The 24,670-nt window shown below is 72.5% G+C and carries 20 protein-coding genes; 9 read left to right on the top strand and 11 right to left on the bottom strand.

Annotated elements, in window-relative coordinates; all coding sequences use genetic code 11:
• The first annotated feature begins 69 nt into the window (after positions 1-69).
• The 7 genes from ACIBI5_RS41700 (at position 70) to ACIBI5_RS41670 (ending at position 8,194) form a co-directional block, all read left to right on the top strand.
• Complete coding sequence (locus ACIBI5_RS41700; protein WP_397255401.1) at positions 70-1,650, top strand: ABC transporter substrate-binding protein; 1,581 nt, start codon at positions 70-72, stop codon at positions 1,648-1,650.
• Entirely contained in the window at positions 1,647-2,693 is a 1,047-nt protein-coding gene (locus ACIBI5_RS41695; protein ID WP_397255399.1) for an ABC transporter permease, read from the top strand. The genes ACIBI5_RS41700 and ACIBI5_RS41695 overlap by 4 nt, the downstream gene beginning before the upstream one ends.
• Complete coding sequence (locus tag ACIBI5_RS41690; protein WP_397255397.1) at positions 2,690-3,571, top strand: ABC transporter permease; 882 nt, start codon at positions 2,690-2,692, stop codon at positions 3,569-3,571. The genes ACIBI5_RS41695 and ACIBI5_RS41690 overlap by 4 nt, the downstream gene beginning before the upstream one ends.
• Positions 3,568-4,359, top strand: coding sequence for an ABC transporter ATP-binding protein (locus ACIBI5_RS41685; RefSeq protein ID WP_397255395.1), 792 nt, complete (start codon positions 3,568-3,570; stop codon positions 4,357-4,359). Before ACIBI5_RS41690 ends, ACIBI5_RS41685 begins: the two co-directional genes overlap by 4 nt.
• Positions 4,356-5,264: an ABC transporter ATP-binding protein gene (locus ACIBI5_RS41680; protein ID WP_397255393.1), complete on the top strand. Its 909-nt coding sequence runs from the start codon at positions 4,356-4,358 to the stop codon at positions 5,262-5,264. The genes ACIBI5_RS41685 and ACIBI5_RS41680 overlap by 4 nt, the downstream gene beginning before the upstream one ends.
• Positions 5,261-6,550, top strand: a complete 1,290-nt coding sequence (locus ACIBI5_RS41675) for a M24 family metallopeptidase (protein WP_397255391.1) — start codon at positions 5,261-5,263, stop codon at positions 6,548-6,550. The genes ACIBI5_RS41680 and ACIBI5_RS41675 overlap by 4 nt, the downstream gene beginning before the upstream one ends.
• 75 nt (positions 6,551-6,625) lie before the next feature.
• Positions 6,626-8,194: a Na+/H+ antiporter gene (locus ACIBI5_RS41670; RefSeq protein ID WP_397255389.1), complete on the top strand. Its 1,569-nt coding sequence runs from the start codon at positions 6,626-6,628 to the stop codon at positions 8,192-8,194.
• Here the strand turns inward: ACIBI5_RS41670 and menC are convergent.
• Together menC and ACIBI5_RS41660 are read right to left on the bottom strand one after the other, a co-directional pair.
• Entirely contained in the window at positions 8,191-9,291 is a 1,101-nt protein-coding gene (gene menC, locus ACIBI5_RS41665; RefSeq protein WP_397255387.1) for an o-succinylbenzoate synthase, read from the bottom strand. The genes ACIBI5_RS41670 and menC overlap by 4 nt on opposite strands.
• On the bottom strand, positions 9,288-10,052 hold the full coding sequence (locus ACIBI5_RS41660) for a GNAT family N-acetyltransferase (RefSeq protein WP_397255385.1): 765 nt from the start codon (positions 10,050-10,052) through the stop codon (positions 9,288-9,290). The genes menC and ACIBI5_RS41660 overlap by 4 nt, the downstream gene beginning before the upstream one ends.
• 556 nt (positions 10,053-10,608) lie before the next feature.
• On the opposite strand from ACIBI5_RS41660, the gene ACIBI5_RS41655 reads away from it, so the two are divergent.
• Both ACIBI5_RS41655 and ACIBI5_RS41650 read left to right on the top strand, forming a co-directional pair.
• On the top strand, positions 10,609-10,851 hold the full coding sequence (locus ACIBI5_RS41655) for a hypothetical protein (protein WP_397255383.1): 243 nt from the start codon (positions 10,609-10,611) through the stop codon (positions 10,849-10,851).
• An 11-nt stretch (positions 10,852-10,862) separates the two neighbouring features.
• The gene (locus tag ACIBI5_RS41650; protein ID WP_397255381.1) at positions 10,863-12,332 is read left to right on the top strand and encodes an RCC1 domain-containing protein; all 1,470 of its coding nucleotides are present in this window, start codon (positions 10,863-10,865) and stop codon (positions 12,330-12,332) included.
• Between the two features lie 42 nt (positions 12,333-12,374).
• Here ACIBI5_RS41650 and ACIBI5_RS41645 read toward each other — a convergent pair whose 3' ends face one another.
• The 9 genes from ACIBI5_RS41645 to ACIBI5_RS41605 all read right to left on the bottom strand — a co-directional run bounded on the left by ACIBI5_RS41645 (position 12,375) and on the right by ACIBI5_RS41605 (position 24,362).
• Positions 12,375-13,061, bottom strand: a complete 687-nt coding sequence (locus ACIBI5_RS41645) for an ABC transporter ATP-binding protein (protein ID WP_397255379.1) — start codon at positions 13,059-13,061, stop codon at positions 12,375-12,377.
• Positions 13,058-14,857 (bottom strand): dipeptide/oligopeptide/nickel ABC transporter permease/ATP-binding protein, encoded by a 1,800-nt coding sequence (locus ACIBI5_RS41640; RefSeq protein ID WP_397255377.1) that lies wholly within the window; start codon positions 14,855-14,857, stop codon positions 13,058-13,060. The genes ACIBI5_RS41645 and ACIBI5_RS41640 overlap by 4 nt, the downstream gene beginning before the upstream one ends.
• The gene (locus ACIBI5_RS41635; protein WP_397255375.1) at positions 14,857-15,783 is read right to left on the bottom strand and encodes an ABC transporter permease; all 927 of its coding nucleotides are present in this window, start codon (positions 15,781-15,783) and stop codon (positions 14,857-14,859) included. Before ACIBI5_RS41635 ends, ACIBI5_RS41640 begins: the two co-directional genes overlap by 1 nt.
• Positions 15,784-17,358: an ABC transporter substrate-binding protein gene (locus ACIBI5_RS41630; RefSeq protein WP_397255373.1), complete on the bottom strand. Its 1,575-nt coding sequence runs from the start codon at positions 17,356-17,358 to the stop codon at positions 15,784-15,786. It lies immediately after the preceding gene.
• Positions 17,359-17,461: 103 nt separating this feature from the next.
• A complete protein-coding gene (locus ACIBI5_RS41625; RefSeq protein ID WP_397255371.1) occupies positions 17,462-19,066 on the bottom strand; it encodes a PucR family transcriptional regulator in 1,605 nt (534 codons plus the stop codon).
• Positions 19,067-19,074: 8 nt separating this feature from the next.
• Positions 19,075-19,914, bottom strand: coding sequence for a serine hydrolase (locus ACIBI5_RS41620; RefSeq protein WP_397255369.1), 840 nt, complete (start codon positions 19,912-19,914; stop codon positions 19,075-19,077).
• Complete coding sequence (locus tag ACIBI5_RS41615) at positions 19,907-21,229, bottom strand: serine hydrolase domain-containing protein (RefSeq protein ID WP_397255367.1); 1,323 nt, start codon at positions 21,227-21,229, stop codon at positions 19,907-19,909. Before ACIBI5_RS41615 ends, ACIBI5_RS41620 begins: the two co-directional genes overlap by 8 nt.
• 2 nt (positions 21,230-21,231) lie before the next feature.
• On the bottom strand, positions 21,232-22,545 hold the full coding sequence (locus ACIBI5_RS41610) for a serine hydrolase domain-containing protein (RefSeq protein WP_397255365.1): 1,314 nt from the start codon (positions 22,543-22,545) through the stop codon (positions 21,232-21,234).
• Positions 22,509-24,362, bottom strand: a complete 1,854-nt coding sequence (locus ACIBI5_RS41605) for a S9 family peptidase (RefSeq protein WP_397255363.1) — start codon at positions 24,360-24,362, stop codon at positions 22,509-22,511. The genes ACIBI5_RS41610 and ACIBI5_RS41605 overlap by 37 nt, the downstream gene beginning before the upstream one ends.
• Positions 24,363-24,670 lie beyond the last annotated feature (308 nt).

The following is a 24,670-nucleotide window of genomic DNA, read 5'->3' as shown; positions in this document are numbered from 1 at the left end:
CGACGTGACACGGGCTGGACGTTCTGCCGGACAATCCACGACAACTTTCACAGAATATCTGGAGGACCCATGGCGACCCGCTCGCAGACGGCGGCTGTACTGCTCGCCGGTGCACTCGCCCTCGCCGCCTGCGGAAGCGGCGGCTCCAAGACCCCCGCTGCCGGCGGCGCCGCGGCAGGCAAGACCCTCGTCATCGACACCTCCTTCGACCTCAAGACCGGCGACCCGGGCCGCACCTACGAGCCGACCGGCCTCATCATCGGCAAGGCGGCCTACGAGACACTTCTCACCTTCGACGGCCCCGACGTGACCAAGCCCGTCCCCGCGCTGGCCGAGTCGTACGAGCTGTCGCAGGACGGCAAGACGCTCACGCTCAAGCTGAAGCAGGGCGCGGTCTTCGCCGACGGCTCCCCGGTCACCGCCGACGACGTGGTCTTCTCGCTGACCCGCGTGCGCGACATGAAGGGCACCCCGTCGTTCCTGCTGGACGGCGTGGAGGTGGCCAAGGACGGCGACTCGACGATCAAGCTGACGTCGAAGACGGCCAACCCGGCGCTGCCGTTCATCCTGCCGAACCCGGCGCTCGGGATCATCAACAGCAAGGTCGCCCAGCAGCACGGCGCGACCACCGACGCCAAGGACAAGGCGGAGCAGTACCTGAACTCGGCCTCGCTCGGCTCCGGCCCGTACGCGATCGAGTCCTTCAACGTCAGCAGCCAGGTCGTGCTCAAGGCCAACCCGAAGTACTACGGGACCAAGCCCGCCTACGACAAGGTCGTCATCCGCAACGTCGAGGCGGCCACGCAGAAGCTGAACGTCCAGCGCGGCGACAGCCAGGTGGCGCTCAACCTGTCCGGCGACCAGGTCACCGGCATGCCGAACACGCTGCAGGTCAAGAAGACCGCCTCGGCCAACGTCATCTTCCTGCTGGCCAACCAGAACTCCGAGATCAGCAAGACCACCACGAACGCCAAGTTCGTCGAGGCCGTGCGCAAGGGCGTCGACTACGCGGGCCTGCTGGAGCTGGCCGGCGAGGGCTCGACGCAGGCGCCCGGCGTGATCCCGTCGCAGCTGCTCGGCGCGCTGCCCGCCGACCAGGCCGCCAAGCGGGACGTCGAGGGCGCCAAGGCCGCGCTGGCCGCCAGCGGGCTGTCCAACCCGAGCGTCAAGCTGGAGTACCCGAGCGAGCTGACCGTCAACGGCCTGTCCTTCCAGCCGCTGGCCGAGCGCATCCAGGCCAACCTCAAGGAGGTCGGCATCACGGTCGAACTGGCCCCCGCGCCGGTCGCCACCGCCCTGGACAACTACCGCAACGGCAAGGAGGAGATGGGCCTGTGGTACTGGGGCCCTGACTACCCGGACCCCAGCGACTACCTGGCCTTCCTGCCCGGCAAGACCGTCGGCCTGCGCGCCGGCTGGAAGCCCGGCGCGGCCAAGGAGATCGAGGCGGCCGGCGACAAGGCGGCGGCCACCATCGGCGACGACGCCCGCAAGACCGTCTACCAGGACGTCCAGACCAAGCTCAACGCGGGCGGCCCGTTCGTCCCGCTGATCCAGCCGAGCCAGAACATCGTGACCGCCGCCACGGTGACCGGCCTGGAGTACCACCCGGTCTGGACCGTCGACGTGGCCGACCTCGGCGTGAAGTGAAGACCACCGGCACCCGGGCCCGGCACCCCCTGGCCCGGTTCCTGATCCGCCGGATCCTCATCGCCCTGCTGCTGGCCTGGGGGATCACGCTGGTCACGTTCGTGCTGACCAACATGGTGCCCGGCGACCCCGTCGCCGCCAACCTGGGCCAGCGGGCGCTCGGCGACCCGGCGATCGTCGCGCAGTGGAAGGCCGAGCACGGCCTGGACAAGCCGCTGCCGGAGCAGTACGTGCTGCACCTGCAGGGCATCCTCCAGGGGGACCTGGGCACCAGCCAGCAGAGCCACCGCCCGGTCAGCGACGACCTCGCCGAGTTCGTCCCGGCGACGCTGGAGCTGGCCGGGGCGGCGATCCTGATCTCGCTGGTGCTGGGCGTGGCGTTCGGCGTCGTGGCGGCCCTGCGCCGCGACCGGCTGCCCGACCACCTGCTGCGGGTGCTGAGCCTGATCGGCATCTCGGTGCCCACGTTCTGGCTGGCGTTGCTCGCCTTCTACGTCTTCTTCTACCGCCTGCAGCTCACCCCGGGCAGCGGCCGCATCGACCCCGGCATGACCGCGCCCGGGCCGATCACCGGCCTGCACACGCTCGACGCGGCGCTGACCGGGCAGTGGGACGTCTTCGCCAGCGCCGTCGGCCACCTCATCACCCCCGCGCTGGTGCTGGCCCTCTACACGATCGGCCTGCTGACCCGCTTCACCCGCAGCGCGGTGCTGGAGGTGCTGGGCCAGGACTACGTGCGCGCCGCGCGGGCCAAGGGACTGCCGGGGCGGACGGTCCTGTTCCGCTACGTCCTGCGCTCGGCCCTGGTGCCCATCATCACCGTGGCCGGTCTGGCGTTCGGCTCGCTGCTGTCCGGGACCGTGCTGGTCGAGGCGATCTTCGCCTGGCCGGGCGTGGGCCAGTACGCGTACAAGAGCGCGACCTCGCTCGACCTGCCCGCGGTGATGGGCGTCGGCCTGGTGGTCGGCGTCGTGTACCTGGTCATCAACCTGATCGTGGACGTGTTGTACGGGATCATCGACCCGCGAGTGAGGCTGCAATGAGGCGTGCTCTGAGGCGTGACCCGCTCGCGCCCCGCAGGCGGCGCGTGCCCGAGGCGTGGCGGCAGCCGCTGGCCGTGGCCGGGGCCGTCATCGCGCTGGCCTGGCTGGTCATCGCGCTGGCCGCGCCGTTCCTGGCCCCGCACGACCCGCTCGCCCAGGACCTGCCCCGCCTGGCCGAGCCGGGCCCCGGGCACTGGTTCGGCACCGACCAGCTCGGCCGCGACATCCTCAGCCGCGTCATGTACGGCGCCCGCGTCTCCATCCCGCTCACCCTGCTCCTGGTGGCCATGAGCGTGCTGGTCGGCGGGTTGCTCGGGGCTGCCGCCGGATATTTCGGCAAGTGGGTGGGTGAGACCATCATGCGGATCGCCGACCTGGTCTTCGCCTTCCCCACGGTCATCCTGGCCATGGTCGTGGCCGCGGCGCTCGGGGCCAGCCTGACCAACGCGGTGCTGGCCGTACTCGTGGTCGCCTGGCCCGCCTACGCCCGCGTCACCCGCGGCCTCGTGCTCGGCGTGCGCGAGCGGGAGTTCGTGCTCAGCGGGCGGCTGCTCGGCTTCTCGCCCTGGCGCTCGCTGCGGGTGGACGTGCTGCCCAACGTGACCGGCCCCGTCCTGGTGCTGGCCACGCTCGACATCGGCACCGCGCTGCTGCTCCTGTCCGGCCTCAGCTTCCTGGGCCTCGGCGCCAAGCCGCCGTCGCCCGAGTGGGGCGCGATGGTCGCCTCGGGCGTGGAGGTCTTCGACTCCTGGTGGGTGGCGACCTTCCCCGGTCTGGCCATCCTGACCGTGGTGCTGGCCTTCAACTTCCTCGGCGACACCCTGCGCGACGCCCTCGACCCGCGCACGGCCCGCGCCATCAAGGAGCGCGCACTGTGAAGATCACCGACCTGAAGGTGGACATCCACGGACGGCAGATCCTCAAGGGCGTCTCCGTCTCCCTGCGGGAGGGCCGCGTCCACGGCCTGGCCGGAGAGTCGGGCTCGGGCAAGACCATGACCGGCCTGGCCGCCCTCGGCCTGCTCCCGCACGGCGCGAGCGCGACGGGCTCGATCGTCCACAACGACCGCAACCTGCTCGAACTGTCCGCCAAAGAGCTCAACAAGGTACGCGGCGGCGAGGTCGCCATGGTCTTCCAGGACCCCGCCACCAGCCTGCACCCCATGCTCACCGTCGGCAGACAGCTCACCGAGCACATGCGCCACCACCTCGGCCTGGGCAAGGCCGAGGCGCGGGCGCGGGCCGTCGAACTGCTCGGCAAGGTCCGCATCCCCGGCGCCGACGAGGCGTACGGGCGCTACCCCCACCAGTTCTCCGGCGGCATGCGACAGCGCATCGCCATCGCGATCGCGCTGGCCTGCTCGCCCCGGGTGCTGATCGCCGACGAGCCGACCACGGCGCTCGACGTGACCGTCCAGGCGGGCGTCCTGCGGCTGCTGCGCGGGCTGTGCGACGAGCTGGGGCTGGCCGTGCTGCTGGTCACCCACGACCTCGGGGTGATGTCCGCGGTGGCCGACGAGGTCAGCGTCATGAAGGACGGCCTGATCGTGGAGAGCGGACCCCGCTCCCACGTCCTGCGCACCCCCGACCACCCCTACACCCGCTCCCTCCTGGCCTCCCTGCCCGAGAGTCCGCTCGCCCCCGCACCCGACGAGGAGCGCTCATGAGCCTGCTCACCATCGACGACCTGGTCGTCGAGCACCGCTCCCCCGGCCGTCCCGTCGTCCGCGCGGTCGCCGGGGCCAGCCTCACGGTGCGCGCCGGTGAGGTCGTCGGCCTCGTGGGCGAGTCGGGATGCGGCAAGTCGACGCTGGCCAGAGCCGTCTGCGGGCTGAACCCGGTGACCGAGGGCGCCATCCGGTTCGAGGGGCGGCCGGTGACGCCGCTCGGGCTGCGGCGCCGTACGCTGACCGGGATTCAGATGGTCTTCCAGGACCCGTACGCCTCCCTCAACCCGCGCCGGCGCGTGGGCGACCAGATCGCCGACGGCCTGCGGGTGGCGCGCGGCAGCACCGCCACCCCTGCCGACCTGCTCGAACGCGTGGGCCTGCCGAGAGACTTCACCGATCGCCATCCGCACGAGTTCTCCGGCGGGCAGCGGCAGCGCATCGCGATCGCCCGCGCGCTGGCCGCCGAGCCCCGCCTGCTCATCGGCGACGAGCCCATCTCCGCCCTGGACGCCTCGGCGCAGGCGCAGGTGGCCCGCCTGATGCGCGACCTGGCCGTGGACTCGGGGGCCGGGCTGCTGTTCATCAGTCACGACCTGTCCGTGGTACGCCTGATCGCCGACCGGATCGCCGTCATGTACCTGGGCAAGATCGTCGAGATCGGCGAGACCGCCGAGGTGTGGGACAACCCCCGCCACCCCTACACGCAGGCACTCCTGAACGCGATCCCCCTGCCCGACGGCCAGGGCACCCTGCCGGCGGAGCTGCCCGGCGACGTCCCCGACCCGGCCGACCCGCCGGGAGGCTGCCGCTTCAACCCGCGCTGCCCGCACGTGATGGACATCTGCCGCGACAAGGAGCCGGACTTCGGCCCGGTCGCCTGCTGGCTCCACGAGCCCACGTGACCCCCACCCCCTACCCCGGGCCCGACCCCCTCAGGTCTGACGGACCGGGATCCGACACCCCGCGCCCCTCCAGACCCCCCGAGGGCACCTCCGCCGAAAGCGACCCGACCAGAAGCGGTCAGACGGAAGGCGGCCAGGCGGAGGGCAACCCGGCGAAGGGCGGCCTGGCCGGGGACGTACCCGCCCAGCGCGAGCTTCCCGAGAACGGTCCACCTGGCGGCGCGCTTCCCGTGGGCGGGCCCGGCCAGGAGCGTGGGCCGAGGCAGGACCGGCCGCTCGTGTGCGGGATGAGGCAGGGCGGGCTTGGCCAAGGGGCGGCTGAGCGGGTGGGGGCGGTGCGGGTCGCCATGGCCGCGGCCGAGGTGGACGCGCTGGTGCTGCGGCCCTCGCCCGACTTCCGGTTCCTGGGCGGGCGGGGCGAGGGGTTCCTGGTGGTCACGCGGGAGAACTACGCCGAGACGGCCGACCCCGGTGCGCTGGTCCCGGCCACGGCCCGCCGGGTCGGGGTGGATCCGGAGATGCGGGTGCGGGAGCTGTTCGGACTGTCGGTGGACGCCGAGCTCGTGCCGGCGGGAGCCGTTCTCGCGCCTCTGAGGTTGCGGAAGGACCCGGGCGAGCTCGACGCCGTAGCCCGCGCGGCCGCGGCGGCGGACGGGGTGGTGGCGCGGGCGCGGGAGTGGCGCTGGTTCGGGGCCACCGAGCGGGCCATGGCCCGCCACCTGCGGATGGCGATGTTGGAGAGCGGCTGCGAGGAGATCCTGGGCGTTCAGGTGGCGGCAGGGGAGCACTCCGCGATCCCCGCGCACCGCCCCACCGACCGGGTGATCAACCCGGGCGACGCGCTCCAGGTCGCCGTGCGCGGGCGGTGGGACGGCTACTGCGCCGAGGTGGCCAGGGTTCTCGCGGTGGCCGAGCCGCCGGAGGACTTCGACGCCCTGTACTCGGTGGTCCTCGCCGCTCAAACCGCCGCCCTCGACGGTGTACGGCAGGCCCTCCCCGCCGCCTCCGTCGCCAGGTCCGCCCGGTCGACGATCGAGGAGTCCGGCTACGGCCAGTTCGCCGCCGGCCACTACGGCAGAGGCGTGGGCCTGGCTGGCGACGAACCGCCGCACCTGTCCCCCTCCGACCCCACCACGCTGGCCCCCGGCATGGCGCTCTGCCTCGAACCGGCCGTCTACCTCCCCGACCTGTTCGGCGCCCGCCTCGCCGACGTGGCCGTCTGCACGGAGTCCGCCCCGCGCCTCCTCACCACCCCGCCCCCCGCCCTCCTCGTGCTCGACCGCTGACGACCCGGGGCGGGGTGCGCCTCTTCTCCCGGCGCCCTGTGGCACGCTGGTTGACGACGATCATCGGGGGGTGTCGTGGGCCAGTTCGTGCTGCTCATGCTCGTGCTGCTCGGGGCGCTGGTCACAGTGCCGCTCGGCGACCGGCTGGGGCTGCCGGCGCCGGTGCTCATGACGCTGTACGGCATCGTGCTGGCGGTGCTGCCGTTCGTGCCGAACGTGGACATCCCGCCGGAGCTCGTGCTGCCCGCCCTGCTGCCTCCGCTGCTGTACGCGGCGGCCAGCCGTACCTCGTGGCGGCAGTTCGCGGCCAACTGGCGGCCCATCTTCCTGCTGGCCGTGGCGCTGGTGTTCGTGACCACGGCGGCGGTCGCGGGGGTGGCGCACGCGCTGGTGCCCGGCCTGTCGCTGGCCGCCGCGGCGGCGCTGGGCGCGCTGGTGGCCCCGCCGGACCCGGTCGCGGCCACGAGCGTGGCGGGTTCGCTCGGGCTGCCCAGGCGGCTGGTGTCGCTGCTGGAGGGCGAGGGGCTGTTCAACGACGTGACGGCCATCGTGCTCTACCACGTGGCGATCGCGGCGGCCCTCACCGGCGGCTTCTCGTGGCCGGTCGCGGCGGGCGAGCTGGTGCTGTCGGCGGTGGTGGCGGTCGTCGTGGGGTTCGGGGTGGGGTGGGTGGCGGCCCGGCTGGACAGCCTGCTCGGCGACCCCACGTTGCAGATCGGGCTGTCGGTGCTGGTGCCGTACGCCAGCTACGTGCTGGCCGACCAGCTGCTCGGCTCCGGCGTGCTGGCGGTGCTGACCACCGCCTTCTACCTGCGCGAGAAGACCAGCGACGCCGACGACTCGATCGGCCGGCTCACCGGCGCCGCCTTCTGGCAGGTCGTGGACACGCTGGTGACCGGGGTGGCGTTCGGGCTGATCGGGCTGGAGCTGCACAACGTGCTCGGCACCGTGACCAGCAGGTTCGGCGAGGTGATGGTGTGGAGCCTGGTCGTGGTCGCCGTGGTCGTGGGGGTGCGGCTGCTGTGGCTGCTGCCGACCGCCTCGCTGGCCAGGCGCCTGCACCAGCTGCGCGGCGACGACTCCGAGACGCCGATGAGCTGGCGCGAGACGGTCGTGATGTGGTGGGCGGGCATGCGCGGCGTGGCCTCGGTGGCGCTCGCGCTGGCCATCCCGCTGGAGGTGCCGCAGCGCGACGTGCTGGTCTTCGTCGCGTTCGCGGTCATCCTCGCCACGCTGCTGGTGCAGGGCCTGACCCTGCCCTGGATGGTACGCCTGCTCGGCGTCACCTCCGACACCGAGGCGGAACGCGCCTTCGAGCGCAGGCTGGCCAAGCAGGCCGCGGGCGCGGCGAGGCAGCGGCTGAGGGAGCTCGTCGACACCGAGCAGGTGCCCGACGACATGGTGGAGATCCTCGGCCGCCGCCTGTCCGACATCGCGGTGCGGATCAGCCCCGAGCTGGCCGACGAGGAACGCCGCGAGGCGTTCGGCCAGCGCCTCGAGCGCTTCAAGATGGTGCGCCGGGTCAGCGACGAGATGATGTCGGCGGCCCGGCGCGCCGTCCTGGACGCGCGCCGTGAGCCGGACGCCGACCCGCAGGTGATCTCCCGCGTGCTGCGCCAGCTCGACCTGCGGAATCTGCGCTAGAGCGTGATCCACTCGGTGGAGGTGGTGACCTCGTCGAGGATCGCCTGGATCGGCTCGACGCCCAGCCCGGGTCCCGCGGGGACGTCGAGGTGGCCGTCGCGCAGCTCGAACGGCTCGGTGATGTCGGTCGCGTAGTAACGGCGCGAGCCCGAGGTGTCGCCGGGCAGCGTGAAGCCGGGCAGCGCGGCGAGCGCCACGTTGGCGGCCCGGCCGAGGCCGGTCTCCAGCATGCCGCCGCACCACACCGCGATCCCGTGCGCCCGGCACAGGTCGTGGATGCGGCGGGCCTCCAGGTAGCCTCCGATGCGGCCCGGCTTGATGTTGACGATGGAGCAGGAGCCCAGCGCGATCGCGGCCGCCGCGTGCTCGGCCGACTCGATGGACTCGTCGAGGCAGATCGGGGTCCTCAGCTGCTTGGCGAGCTGGGCGTGCTGGACGAAGTCGTCGTTGGCCAGCGGCTGCTCGATGAGCAGCAGTTCGAAGTCGTCCAGTTTGGCGAGCTGGCGGGCGTCCACGAGCGTGTAGGCGGCGTTGGCGTCCACCTGCAGGAGCACGTCGTCGCCGAAGCGCTCGCGCACCGCGCGCACCGGCTCGACGTCCCAGCCGGGCTCGATCTTCAGCTTGATCCGGACGTAGCCTTCGTCCAGGTAGCCCCCGACGGCCTCCAGCAGTTCGGGGATGGAGTCCATGATGCCGACGGAGACGCCGCACGGCACCCGGTCACGTTCGGCGCCCAGGAAGCGGCCGAACGACTCGCCGGACGCGCGCAGCTGGGCGTCCAGCACCGCGGTCTCCACGGCCGCCTTGGCCATCCGATGGCCCTTGATCGGCTCCAGGGCCCGGCCCACGCCGTACGCGTCGACCTCGGCGGGCAGCGACGGCAGCAGGAACCGCTTGATCACCTCTGCCGCGCCGTCGACGAACTCGGAGGAGTAGAGCGGCTCCGACATGGCCACACACTCGCCCCACCCCTCGGCGTCCGGTGTCACCACGCGCACGAGCAGCACGTCGCGCGAGGTCTCGGTGCCGAACGAGGTGCGGAACGGCGCCACCAAGGGCATCGCGATCCTGCGCAGCTCTACTCCTGTGATTTTCACGCCTTCTCCACTACGTAGTACTTCTTGTCATGAAATCCGGTGACCTTGCGGCCTTCGGCCAGCATGCCGCCCAGCACGTCGCGTACGGCATGCCGCCACGCCTTGGCCGTTCCCGGATCAACGCCGCGCAACCCCTCCACATCGGCGGGGATCGCCACCAGCACGACCGGCGCGTCCAGGTCACCGGGCACCGGCTTGCCGCCCTCGTTGCGCAGGGCCACCACCGTTCCCGTGGGGATGTCCGGCGCGTGCGGCTCCCGCCGTACCGCCGCCTCGACGTGCGGCGCGGTCAGCTCCCAGACGGCGAGCACCCGATCGGACTCGTCGCCCTGGTTGATCGCGTCGCCCATGATCCCGTAGAAGCTGGGCAGGTACTCGTGCGGCCTGGCCCCCAGCTTGGCGAGGTTGAAGTGCGCGTTGCGGCGCACGAGGGGGTCGTAGGTCCAGGAGATGCGCGTCAGCCCGCGCTCCAGCGCCCAGCGGCGCTGGTGCATCTTGAGCTCGAACCCTATGCCGCGCCCGACGGCCGCACCGGTGATGTGCGAGTGCAGTACGCCGCCGACCGCCATGAAGCCCACCGACGCGCCCACCAGTGTGGCGCCGTCGTAGGCGCCGGTGATGTAGTTGCCGGCGTGCGAGAAGGCCCGCATCAGCTCGACCGAGATGGGCTCGCCGCCCGGGTCGAAATGCCAGATATCACCGAACAGCGCGTGGACCTCTTCCAGGTCCGCGATCTCGTGAAGCTCCCTGATCGCGATCACGCATGCCCTCCGAGTCGTCCGTTGTCACGGCGACGGTAAACCATCGTGAGGACGCCTCGATTCGTGCCAGCCCACCAAGCACCCCCGCACCCTTGGTGCTCATGCCCAATGGCCCGATCTTCGTCGTGGCGGTGAGTGAGGCGCGGTCCGTACCGGGCCGGGGCGGACGACCTGGTCGGGTGTCGTGCGCGGGCGTTCGGCCCTCCGGCTCGGGACGGGGCGGTCGCGGCCTCTGGTCCGTACCAGGGATGTTTCGCGACCTGTACTGGTATCGGCCAGTTGCAGGGAGGATGATCCGATGCCGGCACTTCTCGATCAGGAGACCGTGTGCGCCTGAACCGTCCTGAGCCACCACCCTCCTCGTGACTCCCCTGCTCATCGCCGCTCCCGCCGCGGGCGGCACCCTCCGCCTCGCCTCCGTCGCCCGGCGGCTGAAGCCCCGCTCCGACGGCTTCCCGATCCCCTCCGTCGCGGGACTGGTCCGTACCAGCGAGAGCGTCCCCCAGGCCGAGGCCGTCAGGAAGGGCCTCGCCGGCTGCCCGCCGACCGGATCCAGGTGGACCTCGGTTCCGTCGTGGACGCCGGCCAGGTGGTGCTGCGCTGGGAGACCGCCTGCGGGGCCGCTTACCGTGTCGAGTCCTCCCCCGGACGGCACCGCCTGGACGCCGCGGCCGAGGTCACCGCGGGCGACGGCGGCGTGGACACGGGAGGTGGAGGTCAGGGCGGCCGCCAGACCCCGGTGGAACGGCCGTGGAACGGGATGTCACGCCCCTTCGCTGTGAAGACACGACATCAGTGAAAGGAGCAGGCGTGGCGTCACGATGGAAGACCTGGGCGGCGGCGCTGGCCGTCGCCGGGGCGGCCTCGGCCGTTCCCTCCCACCAGGCCGCGGCACAGGCGGACCCGCCCGTGCACGCGGTCTCCTGGGGCGCCAACCACTCGGGGCAACAGGGCATCGGTTCCCTCACCCCGGATCTCCGGACCACGTTCGGCGCGGTGAACCGGGCGGAGCTGCGCTTCGCCAAGGTCGCGGCGGGCGCGGCGCACGCCCTGGCCGTCGCCGGTGACGGCACCCTGTGGGCATGGGGCGCCAACGGAGACGGCCAGCTCGGGGACGGCACCACGACCTACCGGCCGAGCCCGGTCCAGGTGCCCGGCCCCACGAATGTGGTCGGCATCAGCGCGGGGTCCGGGCACAGCGTCGCGGTCACCGCCGACGGCGGCGTGTGGACGTGGGGCGACAACTTCGGCGGCCAGCTCGGCGACGGCACGACGCAGGACCGCCCGACCCCCGCCAGGGTCGCGGGGCTGCCCGGGGCCTTCGCCGTGGCCGCCGGGATGGACCACACCTTGGCGGTGCTCGGTGACGGCACCGTGCGTTCCTGGGGCAGGAACCTGTCCGGCAAGCTCGGCGACGGCACCACGACCAACCGGCTCACCCCGGTGCCGGTGCTCGGCCTGACGCAGGTCCGCAGCGTCTCGGTCGGACCCGAGCACAACCTGGCGCTGCGCGCGGACGGCCGGGTGTTCGCCTGGGGCAACAACAACCACGGCCAGCTCGGCGACGGCACCTTCGAGACGCGCGTCACGGCCCAGGAGGTGGGAGGGCTCCCGCCCATCGCGGAGGTCTCGGCCGGATTCTTCTACGCCCTGGCCCGCGGGGTGAACGGCGCCGTCTTCGGGTGGGGCTCGAACACCAGTGGCCAGCTCGGCGACGGCACGTTCACCGACCGGCTGCGGCCGATCCGTGCGCAGGCCGGGCCGGTGACGCAGATCTCCGCCGGTGACACGTCCGGGGCCGCGGTGCGGACCGACGGGCGGGTGGTGGCGTGGGGCGCCAACCACAGCGGCCAGCTCGGCGACGGCACGCTGACCGCGCGGCCGGCCCCGGGACTGGTCACGGGGCTGGCCAAGGTCCGCCAGGTCGCGGCGGGCGGTCAGTTCGCGCTCGCCGTCCAGGAGATCCCGCAGTTCGCCCTCAAGGTGAGCCCCGGCAGCGGAACCGCCGGTTCCGGCACCTCGATCACGGTGACCGTCGAGAACGTGCCGCGCAACGGCTTCTCCCCCACGGTCTCCCTGTCGATGTCCGGCCTGATCGCCGGCCTGGACTTCACGCTCACGCCGGAGACGCTGGGCCCCGGCGAGACCGCCGAGCTGACGATCGCGGGCTCGGGCGACGTCGTCTTCACCCCGCCGCGCAAGGTCGTCATCGGGATCCGGGGCAGCGCTCCCGGCGTGCCGGCCGAGCAGGCCGCCTTCATCCTGGTGGCCAGCGGCTGACCGGTGAAGCTCCGGCGGCGCCTGCCCGCCGCCGGAGCGGCTTCAGCGCTGCAGGCGGGGCACGGCCTCCAGCAGGGTGCGGGTGTAGTCGTGCGCGGGCCGGCCGACCACGGCCTCGGTCGGGCCGTGCTCGACGACGCGGCCTTGGTGCATGACCGCCACCGTGTCGCAGACGTAGCGGACCACCGCGAGGTTGTGGGAGATGAACAGGATCGACAACCCCAGCGTGTCGCGCAGCGAGCGGATGAGGTTGAGCACGGAGCCCTGGACGGAGACGTCCAGGGCGCTGGTGATCTCGTCGGCGACCAGCAGGTCGGGGCGGGCGCCGAGCGCGCGGGCGATGGCGACGCGCTGGCGCATCCCGCCCGACAGCTCCCGCGGGTAGCGGGAGGCGAGGTCCGCGGGCAGGGAGACGAGGCCGAGCAGGCGGGTCACCTCGTCGGGGCGGGCGGCCCTGGGCAGCTCCAGCAGCCCCTCGGCCACCGACTCGCCGACCTTCATGCGCGGGTCGAGGGAGGCGTAGGGGTCCTGGAAGACCATCTGCACCCGGGAGGCGCCGGTGATCCGCCCGGAGTACCGTACGAGGCCGCTGACCGCCTTGGCCAGCGACGACTTGCCGGAGCCCGACTCCCCCACCAGCCCGACGATGCCGCCGGGCGGCACCTCCAGGCTGACGGAGTCGACCGCGGTGAACGATCCGAATCGCACCGTCACATCAGTAAATTTCATGAAACCTCCCAGCAGGCCACCGTGTGCGCGATGCCGTACTCGGTGACCGGCGGCAACGACGTCGAGCAGCGATCGGTCGCCAGCGCGCACCGCCCGGCGAACGCGCACCCCGCCCCCACCAGCGCGGGCGCCGGCTGCGTGCCGGGGATGCTGGCCAGCGGCAGCGACCGGTCGGTCTCCATGTCGGGCAGCGAGTCCACCAGGGCCTTGGTGTACGGATGCGCCGCCCCCTTGGCCAGCGCCGACACGGGCAGCTCCTCCACCACCCGCCCCGCGTACATGACCACGACCCGGTCGCACAGCTCCCCCACGACCGCGATGTCGTGCGAGATGAACAGCGCCGCCGCCCCGCTCTCGTCGACCACTTCACGCAGAAGCTTGAGGATCTGCCGCTGCACGGTGACGTCCAGCGCGGTCGTCGGCTCGTCGGCGATGATCAGCTTGGGCGCGCCCATGAGCCCCATCGCGATCACCGCGCGCTGCCGCATGCCGCCGGACAGCTCGTGCGGATGGCACCGGGCCTGCTTCTCCGGCTCGGGCAGGTGCACGTGGCCGAGCCGGTCCACGGCCCGCCGGGCGGCCTCGGCGCGGGTGGCGCCCTGGTGCACGATCGCCACCTCGGCCAGTTGCCCGCCGACGCGCAGCGCCGGGTTGAGCGAGGCCATCGGGTCCTGGAAGACCATGGCCAGGCTCGTGCCGAGCTCCTTCTGGCTGAGCTCGGCGACCTCCCGGCCGTCCAGGCGCAGCGCGGCGTGCGTGACCGTGCCCGGATAGGGCACCAGCCCGCCGATCGCCGCCGCGGTCAGGCTCTTGCCGCTGCCGGACTCGCCGACGATGCCGACGATCTCGCCGGGCCGTACCGTCAGCGACAGGCTCCGCACGGGCGTGACGCCGCCGGGGAAGGTGACGGTCAGGTCCCGCACCTCCAGCACGGCCTGCGGATCGGGCGCGCCCGCCGGCTCCGGCGCGGCGAGCTCTTCCTTCCTCGCCGGTACGGCGGTGCGCGCCGCCCGCTTGGCCAGCGTGTCTCCGAGCAGGTTGAACCCGATGCCGGCCAGCGCGACCGCCACCGCGGGCCCGATCGCCACCTCCGGCGTGACGTAGATGCGGGCGAAGCCGTCGAACAGCAGGCGCCCCCAGTCGAAGTCCGGCGGCTGCACGCCCAGGCCCAGGAAGGACATGCCGGCCAGCCCCAGCAGCGCCCCGCCGAGCGCCTGGGCGAGGTTGAGGATGAGCGGTTCGGCGATGTTGGGCAGCACGTGCCGGCCCAGCACGCGCCGGCGCGGGACGCCGAGCATGCGGGCGGCCAGCACGTAGTCGGCCCCGGCGACGGAGGCGGCCAGCGTCTGGGTGAGCCGGGCGAAGCCGGGCGCGATGGCCACGCCGATGCCGAGGACGGCGCCGCGCGCCCCCATGCCGGACACGACCGCGGTGAACATCGCCAGCAGCAGTCCGGGGAAGGCGACCAGCGCGTTGACGGTGCCGGTGACCAGGCGGGCGCCACGCCGCGGCAGCACCGAGGGCAGCGCGCCGAGCACGATGCCGATGACGGCGCCGATGAGCGTGGCGGCCAGGGCCAGCGCCAGCGAGTAGCGGCCGGCCACGAGCACGCGGGCCAGCAGGTCGCGGCCCAGGTTGTCGGTGCCGAGCGGATGGGCGGCCGAGGCGCCCTGCAGGATGGCGCCGGCGTCGATCTTCTCCGCGGCCTCGCCCCAGATCGGCGGGCCGATGATCGCCAGCACCACCATGAGGGTGACCAGCACCGCCGAGACGACGGCGGCGGGAGTGCGTGGCATCAGGTCTCCTTGATGGAGGAGGTCGGGTCGAGCTTGCCGAGGATCAGGTCGACGGCGAAGTTGACGACCAGGACGATGGCGCCGTAGACGAGGATCACGCCCTGGGCCACGGGATAGTCCTTCTGGGTGATCGACTCGACGATCTTCAGGCCGAGGCCGGGCCAGGCGAAGACGTACTCCACCAGGACGCTGCCCGCGATCAGCGCGGTGAGCAGCAGGCCGCCGATGGTGAGGGTGGCGGTCAGCGTGTTCGGCAGCACGTGGCGCAGGTAGAGGCGGGCGGCGGGCAGGCGTTTGGCGCGGGCCAGCCGTACGTAGTCGGTGCCGAGCTCGCGCAGCGTCTCCACGCGGGAGATGCGGGAGATCATCGCGATCGGCCCGATCGCCAGCGCGAGGATGGGCAGCACGTACGAGGCGGGACCCGCCTTGCCCGCGGGCGGGAACAGCCCGAGGCCGATGGCGAAGACGGTGACCAGGCCGATGGCGTAGAGGAACTCGGGAACGGCCACCGCGGTGCCGGTGACCGAGGTGAAGGTGGCCTCCGTGCCGCGGTTACGGCCGTTCTCGGTCCTGATCGCCGCCCACATGCCGATCGGCACGGCCGCCAGCATCGCCACGACGGTGGCCAGCAGCGCCAGCCCGAGCGTGTTGGGCAGCCGGGTGAGGATCACCTGTCCGACCGGCTCGCCGGTCAGGAACGAGACGCCCATGTTTCCGGAGAACAGGTTCGCCACGTAGGTGGTGAACTGCTCCAGCAGGGGGCGGTCAAGCCCGAGCGCGGCCGTCCTGGCCTGCACCAGCTCGATCGGCGCGGCGGGGCCCAGCGAGGCGCGCACCGGGTCGCCGGGGATGAGGTGGATCATCGCGAACGACGCCACCAGCAGCACCCCCAGCGACACGATGAAGCGCACCAGATGCCGCAGCACTCAGCCTCCTTCGGTCAGGCGGATGGACGTGGGGATGAGGACCGTGGCGACCAGGTCGAACGTCGCGCCCTTGCCGGCCACGAGCACGGTGTTCTCGGTGACCGGGACCAGGTCGGAGTTGCCGAACAGCGCGGTCTCGGCCTCCAGCCAGAGCTTGCAGCCCTCCTCGCCCGGCTTGAGCTTGGCCTGGGCGATCAGCTCGGAGTAGCGGGCGTTGTCCAGGTGGGCGAAGTTGGCGCCCTTGGGCGCGGCCGGGCCGGACAGGAAGCCTTCGAGCTGCGAGGGCAGGAAGACGCCGATGGGCAGCCAGACCACGTCCCAGTCCTGGGTGGCGTTGAGCGACTCCGACATCTTGGTGTCCAGCACGCCGTTGAGCTTGACCTCGGCGCCGGCGCTCTTCCAGGCCGCGGCCACGTACTCGGCGGCCGCCTGGACGCCCGCGCCCCTGGTGGTGCCGTAGAGGTAGCGCAGCGTCAGCCGCTTGCCGTCCTTGACCCGGATGCCGTCGGGGCCGGGCTTCCAGCCCGCGGCCTCCAGCCCCGCGGCGGCCGCGGCGGCGTCGAAGGCGGGCACGTGGCCGGTGACGGTGTCGCCCTTGCACGGGCGGGGCTCCATGACCAGGCCGGTGGCGGGCCTGCCGGTGCCGCTGGAGGCGATCCCGGCCAGCTCCTTCAGGTTGAGCGCCTGGGTGAGGGCCTTGCGTACGGCCGGGTCCTTGGTGGGGCGATCCTCGCCCTGGTGGTAGAAGAACTGGCCGTTGCCCGCCATCGGGGTCTTCTTGAGCAGGCCGGGCGTGGCCTCCAGGCGGGTGCGGTCGGCGCCGTAGAAGACGGCCGCGTTGAGGCCCCCGGAGATCAGCAGGTTGGCGGAGGTCTGCTCGTTCGGCACGATCTTCAGCACGACCTTGTCGGGCATGCCCTCGGTGCTCGCGCCGCCGGGCGCCCACTTGTAGTCCTTGCGGCGGGTGAAGGTGTAGTGGTCGCTGGGCATCGACTCGCTCAGCACGTACGGGCCGCTGCCCGAGGTGGCGCGGGCGATGAGCGAACGGTCCTTGACCGCCTTGCCGCAGACGATGTACAGGTCCCGGGCGCTCTGCAGGATGAAGGCGAACGGCTTGTCGGTCGAGAACGTCACGGTCCCGGCCGCGTCGTCCGAGGTGGCCTTCATCCCGGGCGGCAGGAGTACGCCGTAGACGGGCGACTTGGTGGCCGGGTCGGCGATGTGGTTGACGTTCTGGGCCACGTCGGCGGCGGTGAGCTTGGAGCCGTCGGAGCAGGTGATGTCCTTGCGCAGGGTGAAGGTCACCGAGTCCGGCTTGACCTCCCACTTCTCGGCCAGGCCCGGGACGGTCCGCCCCTCGCGGTCGGTGCTGACCAGGGTGTCGTAGGCGAAGCCCAGCACGGTGTTGGTCACCGACAGGACGGCCGTCGCGGGGTCGAGCACTCCGGGGTCGGCGGAGATGGCATAGGTGAAGGTGCCGCCGGCCACAGGCCGGCCGGAGGGCGCTTGGGCCGTTCCGCCGCCGCACGCGGAGGCGAACATGGCCAGGCAGGCGAGCGCCGCGACTTTCTTCATACGGGACTCCGTGTGAGCGGGTGGGGGGGTTGGTCACCCACCTTCGTCCCTGCCCGGCGCGGGTTCTTCGTGCCCTGTGACGAAAACTACAGCCGCCCTCGTCCTAGGGCCCGAAGATCCGCATCTGGAGCATCACGGTGAGCCGGGCGTCCGGGTCGGCCAGGTCGAGACCGCTGATCTCGACCAGCCGCTTGAGCCGGTAGCGGAAGGTGTTGGCGTGCACGTGGACCTGCGCGCAGGCCAGGTTGACGTCGCCGAACGCGTCGAGGTAGGCCCGCAGGGTGGCCACGAGGTCGCTGCCGTGTTCCGCGTCGTGCTCCAGCAGCCGCTGGTACGGCCCGGTGGGCGTCTGTTCCTCCGCCGTCACGACGTCGGCCACCTGCATGAGCAGCGACTCGAAGTGCACGGTGGTGTAGCCGGCTGCCTGCCCGGAGGTGCCGCGGGCGCGCAGCACGCGCAGCGCCCGGTCGGCGTCGGCACGCGACCTGGCCACCTGGGCGAGGTTGGCGGCCAGCCGGCCCACGCCGATGTTGGCCTCGTAGCGCGGGCCCACCCGCGACAGGAAGCTCTGGGCGACCCGCACGGCCCGCTCCTCCTCCTCGCCGCCGGTGCTGAGCGGCAGCACCGCGTAGGCGACCGAGCCGACGAGCGCGGCGGCGGCCCGCGGGTGGATGGCGCCCACGTGCAGGGCGAAGGCGTCGCAGAAGCGCTGGCGGTCGCTCTCCCCGCGCGCGGGGTCGGCGTCGGTCAGGTCGGTGAGCTGGGCGGCCAGCACGCAGAGCCGTTCGGTGGCGACGCCCAGCCGGCCCGCCGCCTCGGCGGCGTCCGCGCCGCCGGCCAGCACGGTCGACAGCAGGTCGGCGCGCAGCCGCCGCTGGGTGTCGGCACCGGCGCGCTCGCGCAACAGTTGCAACGCGACGATCTTCGCGGCGTCGGCGAAGGCGCGCTGGCGCTGCTCGCTGAGCGGTTCGCGCACCGCCGCCCAGATCGAGCCGAGGATCTCGTCGCCCGACCGTACGGCGACCGCCGTCCTGTTGATGCTGGTGCCGTCGTGGAGCTCGATGTAGACCGGCTCGCGGCTCTGGTAGAGCTGCTTGAAGAAGCCGCGCTCGTCCAGCATGCGCTGGAAGCGCTCGGGCACCTGCAGGCCGAGCACGGTCTCGACGCGCCCGGGGTCGGCCTCGTCCTGCCGCCCGGAGTAGGCCAGCACCCGCGAGGAGCGGTCCTCGATGGTGACCGGCGCGTCCAGGAGCGCGCAGACCGCGTTGGCCAGCGCGAACAGGTCGCCCTGCGGCTCCTCGCCCGGCTCGTCGAGGTCGCCCTCGGCCAGCAGGGAGCGCAGCAGCGCCGCCACCTGTGACCAGGACGCCGCCCTGGTCAGCCCGAGTACGGCGATGCCGGTCTCCAGGACGGCGGCGCGTACCTGCTCGTCTACCTCGACCGGCACCTTGACCACGATCGCCGCCGCGGTCCTGGCTCGGTAGAGCAGGTCGCGGATGTCGCTCGCGGCATGGACGCCGACGGCCAGCAGGATGCCGCCCGGCGGTACCAGCAGCTCGTCGAGCGGGTCGTAGATGTGCACGCCGGTGACCTCGGTGCCGAGGTCGCCTGGCGACGCGGCCACTCCCATCACGGTGGTGCCGAGGTCGAGCAGGATGCGACCGAGGCTGGCGAGCGGGCGGTCGATCACCCGCTCACCATACGTCACCTCGGACATCAGACCCGCAACCGGTCCACCGCCACCCGCGCGGCGCGGCCGATCGCGGCGTCGGCGGCGGGGTCGCGCAGGCCGAGGCCGACGGTGCGCAGGAACACCGCGACGGCGTAGCGCCCGCCGTCGGGGAACTCCACCACGCCCGCCTCGTTGCGCACGCCCCACAGCGTGCCGGTCTTGCCGGAGACCTTGACCTCGTCGCCGAAGCCGGAGCTGAGCCGGTGCGGCCACACCTGGTTGCCCATGATGCGCCGCACCTCCTCGCAGGCCTCGGCGGGACCGGCCTCGTCGCGCCAGATCAGGCTGAGCAGCGTGGTGATCTCGCGCGGCGTGCCGGAGGTCGTGCGTTCCGGGTCGCGGATGGCCAGCGATCTGACCTGCTCCCCGGTCACCTTCTCCAGGTCGACCGGGCCCAGCTCCTGCTTGACCTGCTCGAACAGCTCGGCGCAGCCGCCGATGAGCCGGGTGCGCGACAGGCCCAGAGACCTGAGCGTGGCGTGCACCCGGTCCAGCCCCACCCGGCGCAGCAGCACGTCGGTGGCGGCGTTGTCGCTCATCGTCATCATGAAGTGCGCCAGGTCGCGCAGCGTCAGCGAGATGTCGTCGGCGCAGCCGGAGGTGCCGATGCCGCCGTCCTTGTCGGCCGCGGTGACCATGAGGCGCTCGGTGCGCTCCAGTTCGCCGGCCGCGGCCTGCAGGGCGTACTCCAGCACGATCGGGATCTTGAACACCGAGGCCAGCACCACGGGGTCGTCGGCCCCGAAGGCGACCTCGGCGTCGCCGTCCACCTCGCGCGCGTGGACGAACCCGGCGGCGCCGGCGGCGTCGAAGATCTCACGCACGCGGGACCGCCCGGCTGTTGTGCAGGTAGGCGGCGACGCCGTCGCGCATCACGAACGTGACCGTGCCGTGCATCCCGCCGTCCGCCTCGGCGGCGACGAAGTGATCGTCGCTCAGGTGGACGTAGCGCGTGGTCTTGCGGGTCGCGCCCATACTGGCCATGAACTGGCCGGGGATCTCGGTGATGTCCAGGCCGCCGTCCGCGCCGGTGACCTCCAGCGACAGGACCGGCCCGGTGAAGGTCCCGGCGTACGGCGTGGCGTCCACGGGCGACGGCCGCTCCGGGGGATGCGGCAGTCCCGGCACGTCGATCCCGGTCGTCTCGCGCAGCACCGGGAGCACCACGTCCTCGATGAGGCCGGCGAACGCGCCGCCGTTCGCGCTCATCGCGAGCACGACGTCGCTGCCGGGGACGATCCGCCACATCGTGCTCTGCCCGGGGGTGCCGCCGTCGTGGCCGAAGGCGCCCCAGTCGAACAGCTCGAAGCCCAGGCCCCACGCGGTGGCCAGCATCCCGGGCACGGTCGGCACCTCGGCCTGCGGCTGGCGCATGCCGGCCAGCGTCTCCTCGGCCAGCACGCGGGTGCCGTCCTCGGCCAGGCCGCCCGCGAGAGCCATGCGGCCGAAGCGGACCAGCTCGCGCGGCGCCAGGCACATGGTGGAACCGGCGGGCCCGTTGGAGCGGGGCATCTGCCACTTGGGGTAGACGACCTGGTCGGGGCCGATGTGCCCGGCGGAGGCGCGGAACAGCACGGCCTCCTCGCCGAACAACGCCGACTGGGTGACACCGAGCGGCTTGAACAGGTGCTCGGCCATCGCCTGCTCCCAGGTGATACCGCGCACCCTGGCCACGATCGCGCCGAGCACCGCGAACCCCGAGTTGCAGTAGGAGAACAGGGCGCCCGGGTCGTGCACCTTCGTGGTGCCGTGCAGGTAGGTCAGGTACTTGTCGAGGCAGTCGTCGCCGCGGCCGGTGTCCTCGAACAGGTCGCCGTCGAAGCCGCCCGTGTGCGTCAGCAGGTGCCGCACGGTGATCTCGGCCTCGTAGGCCAGCCCGAACTCGGGCAGGTAGTCGGTGACCGGCCGGTCGAGCTCGACCTTGCCCTCCTCGACCAGCTGCATGATCAGGGCGGCGGTCCACACCTTGGTCGTGGAGCCGACCTGGAAGACGCTGTCGGGCGTGGTCTCCACGCCGGTGTTCTTGTTGACGACGCCGGTGGCGGCCTCGTGGAGCTCGCCTCCCGCCCATACCGCGATCGCGGCGCCGGGCACGCCGTGCTTGGCCGCCGCCTCGTCCAGGCGCTTCTGCAGGTCCATGGTCAGCTCACCTTCGGGGTCGCGCGGGCGCCGGCGTGCACGTAGAGGGTTCCGTCGGGCAGCTCGAAGAAGACCGCCGAGAGCCAGTCGGGGTCGCCGGGGCGGCGGCCGACGAAGGTGACGTCGTCCACGGCGACCAGCGGGATCTCCTCCGGCTCCTGCAGGCCGGCCAGCGCGCCGGTCGACTCCATGAGCAGCGACGGCCCGCCGTCCTTGAGGCCGATCGTCAGGCGGGCGCCGGCCCGCTCGTAGACGCCGAGGTAGCGGGTGACGTCGACCTCGACCGGCTGCGCGGGCGGCCCGAGCGTGGGCGGCACCTCCAGGCCGTCGAGCTCGGCGAACAGCTCGGTGGCCACCGCGTGGGTGAACGCGCCGCTGTGGCCGCCGTTGGCCACCACGCACACGACCGTGCCGGTGCCCGGTACGACCCAGAGCATGGCGTGCTGGCCGATGGTGTTGCCGCCGTGGGAGACGACCTTCTGGCCGCTCCACTCGTCGAGGATCCAGCCGACGCCCCAGTGGGCGCCGAGCGTGTGCGGGTTGGGGATGGCGACCTGCGGCTCCCACATCGCCTGCGGGTTCTCCAGCAGCCCGCCTTCGAGGTGGGCGCGGCCGAAGGCGACCACGTCCGCGGGGCGGGCGCTGATGAGCCCCGCCGGGCCGCACGAGCGCATGAGGCCCCAGGCCGGGGCCGGCTCGCCGCCGTCCATGTGGCCCATGGCCGCGCGGAAGCGCAGCGCCTCCTCGGGCAGCGTGACCGCGTGAGTGAGGCCGAGAGGCTCGAAGATCTGCTCGCGCAGGGCCTCGTCCCACGTCTTGCCGGTCAGCTTCTCCACGATGCGCCCGGCCACGATGAACCCGGAGTTGCAGTAGGACTGGGTGGCGCCCAGCGGGTGGTTCTGCGGCAGGTCAGCGCAGGCCGCCACGTACTTCTCCACGCAGTCGTCGCCGCGCCCGGTGTCCAGGAACAGGTCGCCGTCGATGCCGCTGGTGTGGGAGAGCAGGTGGCGTACCGTGACCGTCCTGGTGACCTCCGGGTCGGCCACCTTGAACTCCGGCAGCAGCTCGGACACCGGCGTGTCCAGCGTCAGCAGGCCGCGCTCGGCCAGCTGCATCAGCAGCGTCGCCGTCCAGACCTTCGTCACGGAGCCGATCTGGAAGAGCGAGTCGGTCGTGCTCTCGACGCCGGTGCCGCGATGGAGCACGCCCGCGGCGTACTCGTGCAGCTCGCCGTTGTGCAGGTAGGCCAGGGCGGCGCCCGGGACCTCGTACTTCGCGATCAGTTCGGCGAGCCGCTGACCCATTGCTCCAGCCACGCGATGATCCTCTCGTTGTAGTCGTAACGGTGTGAGGGACGCCCCTGGACGATGAACAGGTGGGAGCCGCCCGGGTAACGAACCAGCCGGACCGGCACCTCCCGCTCGCGCAGGGCTTCGAACCACTGCTCGGCCTGTCCGACCGGGCAGCGTTCGTCGGCGTCGCCGTGCAGGATGAGCGTGGGCGTCGTGACCTCGCCCACGCGGGTGAGCGGCGACTGCGGCGCGGGGTCGCCCGAGCACTCCCACATCTTGAGGAAGTACCCCGCGTCGGAGGTTCCGGCCATGCTGGTCAGGTCGCTGACGATGCCGCCGGGGATCGCCGCCTTGAACCTGCCGGTGTGCCCCGTCAGGTAGCAGGTCATGTAGCCGCCGTAGCTGTAGCCGGTGACAGCGAGCCGCTCGGGGTCGGCCGTGCCGTCGGCCACCAGCTCGTCGACGGCCGACAGGAAGTCCTGGGCGTCGGCCACGCCCCACTCGCCGAGGGCGGCGGTGTAGAAGGCCTCGCCGTACCCGTCGCTGGCGCGCGGGTTGAGGGCCAGGACGGTCCAGCCGCGGGCGGCGAGCACCTGGTGGTAGAGGTGGACCCCGTCGAAGACGGGGGCCCAGGCGTTGTGCGGGCCGCCGTGGATGTCGAGCAGCAGCGGGCCGCCGTTGCCCTCGCCGGTCAGGAAGCCCTCGACGCGGGTGCCGTCGGGCGCGGTGAACACCCGGCTGCGCGGCGGGTAGAGCTCGACGTCGGCGAGGGCGAGGGCGGTCAGCTTCTCGCCGTCGAGGTAGACCTCCCCCACCGTGTACGCCGAGCCGGCCACGTAGGCCAGCCGCCCGCCGGCGACTCCGGCGCCGGAGACGCTGAGCTCGCCGCCCACGATCTTCTCCGCGGCCGCGGCCCCACCCCGGAGCCGGTACAGATGGGTGGCCCCGGCGTCGCGGGCGCAGAACAGCAGGTCGCCGCCGTCCAGCGCGGGCGGCGCGCCCGGGTAGCCGGGGCCGCCGATCATCACGTTCCTGTCCAGCCCGGTGACGATCTCCTCCTGGCCGTCCTCGCCGACGGCGAACAGCCGCGTGTGCCCGATCGGCCCGTCCTTGAACGCCGTCGCGACCAGCCTCTCGCCCAGCCACCACGCGCCCGTGCAGACGACGTCCTGGGTGGTCAGGCGCTTGGGCTCGCCGCCGGTGGCGTCCACGGCGTAGACGGCGCCGCTGGGGACGAGGTCGCGGTCGGGCTCCATGGACGTGGTGAACGCCAGCCGCTGGCCGTCGGGCGACCAGGTGGGCCCGCCGGCGTGGAAGTCGCCCTCGGTGACCTGGGTGAGCGCGCCGGAGGCGACGTCCACGACGAACACGTGCGCGGTCAGCCCGCGCAGCAGCCCAGGGCCGTCGGCCTTGTAGTCGAGCCGGTCGGCGACGATGGGGGCGTTCGGGTCGGGGCCGTCGGCCGAGGGTGCGAAGTGCGGCCCGCCGTACGCGATCCTGGTGCCGTCGGGCGACCAGACCGGCGCGCCGGCGCCGAGCGGCGCGGTGGTGAGCGCGCGCGGCTCGCCCCCGTCCATCGGCAGCAGGTGGATCTGCGGCTTTCCGTCCACGGGGCGGACGAAGGCCAGCGTGCCGCCGTCCGGCGACCAGCGAGGGAGGGTGCCGGTCGCCAGACGGCGCGGCTCGGACCCGGGGGCGGCGAGCCAGATCTGGGTGATGTTGTCGTCGGTGTCACGCTCGGCGGTGGTGAGCGTGTAGGCCACGGCGACCCCGCCGGGACGCACCTGCGGATCAGACGGTACGGCCAGGCGGTAGAGGTCGTCCAAGGAGAGACGGGGCATGGCCGAACGCTAGGCGACCGTCGCGGGCCCATGCTTCGGCCTTTGCGACAAACCACCGCCCCTGTGTTGTGCGCCACACCAACGCGGCGGGAATATCCGTTTGCCTCCCGTTGCTCATGTACGTCACTATGACGCTCATGTTCCGGCACGTTCACCCGATGACTCCCGCGATCGCCGCGGGTGTCTTCGAGCGTGCCTGCGACGGCCTGGAGCGCTGACCTCTCCCCGTAAGTCCTGACGGTGACCCGGCGGGGGGAGGTTGACCGGCCCGGCCACGGGTCACACATCCAAGGCTCTCGCGAACGGAA

This window comes from Nonomuraea sp. NPDC050540, assembly GCF_044457485.1.
GTDB lineage: Bacteria > Actinomycetota > Actinomycetes > Streptosporangiales > Streptosporangiaceae > Nonomuraea.
The sequence above is the reverse complement of the archived record's forward strand: the minus strand, read 5'-3'. Positions and strand labels throughout refer to the sequence as shown.